The organism is Microcystis sp. M109S1 (assembly GCF_020247025.1).
Classification (GTDB): Bacteria; Cyanobacteriota; Cyanobacteriia; order Cyanobacteriales; family Microcystaceae; genus Microcystis.
Map to the genome: position 1 here is coordinate 1 of NZ_JADBRW010000445.1, position 2,782 is coordinate 2,782.

2 protein-coding genes are annotated in these 2,782 nt (G+C 39.6%); one reads left to right on the plus strand and one right to left on the minus strand.

Translation table 11 applies throughout. The annotated features are described in order from the left end of the window. Positions 1–172 precede the first annotated feature (172 nt). Positions 173–289: a photosystem I reaction center subunit VIII gene (locus IM322_RS21895; RefSeq protein ID WP_004162778.1), complete on the plus strand. Its 117-nt coding sequence runs from the start codon at positions 173–175 to the stop codon at positions 287–289. 174 nt (positions 290–463) lie between these two features. Here the strand turns inward: IM322_RS21895 and IM322_RS21900 are convergent, their stop codons facing one another. After that, positions 464–2,665, minus strand: coding sequence for an ATP-binding response regulator (locus IM322_RS21900; RefSeq protein ID WP_287672797.1), 2,202 nt, complete (start codon positions 2,663–2,665; stop codon positions 464–466). Positions 2,666–2,782 lie beyond the last annotated feature (117 nt).

The window sequence follows — 2,782 nt, forward strand, 5'->3', positions numbered from 1 at the left end:
CTGAAAACGGACGTGGAGAAAGTGTCAGACTTAAGCAATTAAGCGTTTTTCGGTGAAGCGTCAACCCCGTTCAGCGACCACCCTAAAAAAGTGGCGTGGTGAGGAATCGCCGTCCGTTTTACGGCGGCGAGGATGTCAACATTTCCTTATTTTTTTACTAGGAGCATTTGACATGACTGGTGACTACGCAGCTTCTTATCTGCCTTGGATTTTAATCCCGATCGTCTGTTGGTTAATGCCAGCCGTGGTTATGGGTTTGTTATTTATCTATATCGAGAGTGAATCCTAATTTAGCCTAGGATTCCTACAATTAAGAGCTTGAAAATTAGCTATTTGATAGTTAGTTTTCAAGCTCTATTTTCTGAGGAAAAAGGAAAAAATTGACCAGATGAAAATGGGTAAAACCCTACACCCCACACCCTACACCCTACCCCCACGAAAAACTTTTTGCCGCAAACCCCACTTATAAAGCGGTTAGATAGCGGATTTTTTCCAACAATAGGGAGGGTTGAATCGGTTTGAGGAGATAGTCGTCAATGCCATGACGACCGAGAAAATTAACGCTGATTTCAGGGGTATCATTCAAGATTAGCACTTTACTGGCTTGAGTTTGGCTAGATTTTTTTAAAAGATGACACAGATGATATATATCGGGCATTTTCCGATCGACAATTATAATACCTGGCTGCACGATCTCAATTTTTTTGATAGCGGAGACACTATCGATTAACCAAATAACTTGATAATGTGCCACCATCAATAACTCACAAATAAGATTGGCGATTTCTTCGTCACTTTCAATCAAAACTATAGTGGGATGGTGGTGATTAAAATGGGGATTATTCTCCGAGGGTTGAAGCTGGGATCTGGGTGGCTTTTGTTGAGGTAAACGGACGGTAAAGATGGAACCTTTATCTAAGCAAGATTCTACCTCGATCGTGCCGCGATGGAGTTCCACTAATTGTTTAGTTAAAGCCAATCCTAATCCTACACCACCATAACGACGTTTGCGGGAGCCATCCAATTGGGTAAATTTTTCAAACAGAAGCGGTATTTTTTGAGCGGGAATGCCGATGCCCGTGTCTTCTACCTGAAAAATGACCTGACTGCCTTCTTTCCACAGTCTCAGGGTGATATCACCTTGTTCGGGGGTAAATTTTAGGGCATTTTTTAACAAGTATAAAAGTATCTGCTGGACTCGATCATAATCGGCGTAAAAATAATGCTCTTCTTCGGTGATTCTCATTTCTAAAATCAGATTAATTTCTTTAGTTTCTGCCTCTGTTTTAATAATTTCTAAAACATGATTACAGAGATATTTTAGCGAAAATTGTTTAATATCTAAAACAGCTTTTCCCGCCGAAACTTGCGAGAAATTAAGCAAGTCATTAATTAATTCTAATAGTTTATTGCCGTTATCCTGAATAACTTTTAGATAGTGTTTTTGTTTGTCGGGGGGTAAAAAATTATTGGCTGCCGAGCATTTTTGCAGGGTACTGGACAAACCGATAATACAAGTTAGGGGAGTTAATAACTCATGACTAATATTATTTAAAAATTCACTTTTGCAGAGGTTAGCGGCTTCTGCGGCCATTAAAGTATCTTGTAATTCTTGGGTTCTTTCTATTACCCGGCGTTCAAAAATATCTTTTTGTTCCTGTACTTGAGAATATAATTGCGCTTGATAGATAGCGATGGCGAGATGTTCACCAATCTGACCTAAAAATTTCTTTTCTTGCGGCAACCATTGGCGTTTTTCTTGACATTGATGGGCAATTAATAAACCCCACAATTCTTCTTGTACCACAATCGGGGCGATTAATTTTGATTGCACTTGCTGTTGTCGCAAAAATTCGGACAAACAGAAGGAAGAAGAATAGTTAACATCCACATCATCCACAGCCAGAATTAATCCTTGACGGTACTTTTCTTTGTATTGGGGAATATAGGAAAAACAATCGTCTTCGGGGGTTAAATTTAACACCGAATTTATCTGGTCAGAAATGCGCGACTCGGAAGTTATTTTTCCCTTTACCTCACTGGTACTGGGGAAAAATTGATAAATTAACAATCGGTCCACTTGCAGAAACTCCCGCGCTTCCCTGACTACGGTTTCCAGAATCACCGGTAACTCCAGACTCTGACGCATTTGGGTGATGACTTGGTTTAATAATCTTTCCTGTTGGATTTGTTGGGATAGGGCAGCTTCTACCGGTTGACAAACGGAGAAAATGCGGGAACAATCTCTATCAGCAGACGAAGAAGAAATTATCGAGAGAATTTTGACTAAAATTTTATTTTGAAAACTGCTGACATTAATGGATAGAGGCAGATTTAAAATTTGATAACCCTGCTGAATTTTTGGGTTGTGGAGAGACTTGACAGCCAGTCCTTGCAGAAAATTTTTAATCGTGTTCGCTTCAAAACTAATGCGGACTTCGTACTGGAAATTATGCCCTTGGGGACTGGCTAACAATAAAGCTTGTAGGTCAGTGGAAAGCAAGAGTTGATAGATTTCTCCTGTCTGTGGGGGAATGTCTCTTTCACTTAGACTAATCCTCGGTGCTGTCACCTGTATTGCCAACTGTCCCCACCAAGAACGAATTTGATCGAGGTGAGTAGATGACAACACTTGACACCAAACATAAGCGGGAGAAGCATTCATTTATCAGTTATCAGTTATCAGTTATCAGTTATCAGTTATCAGTTATCAGTTATCAGTTATCAGTTATCAGTTATCAGTTATCAGTTATCAGTTATCAGTTATCAGTTATCAGTTATC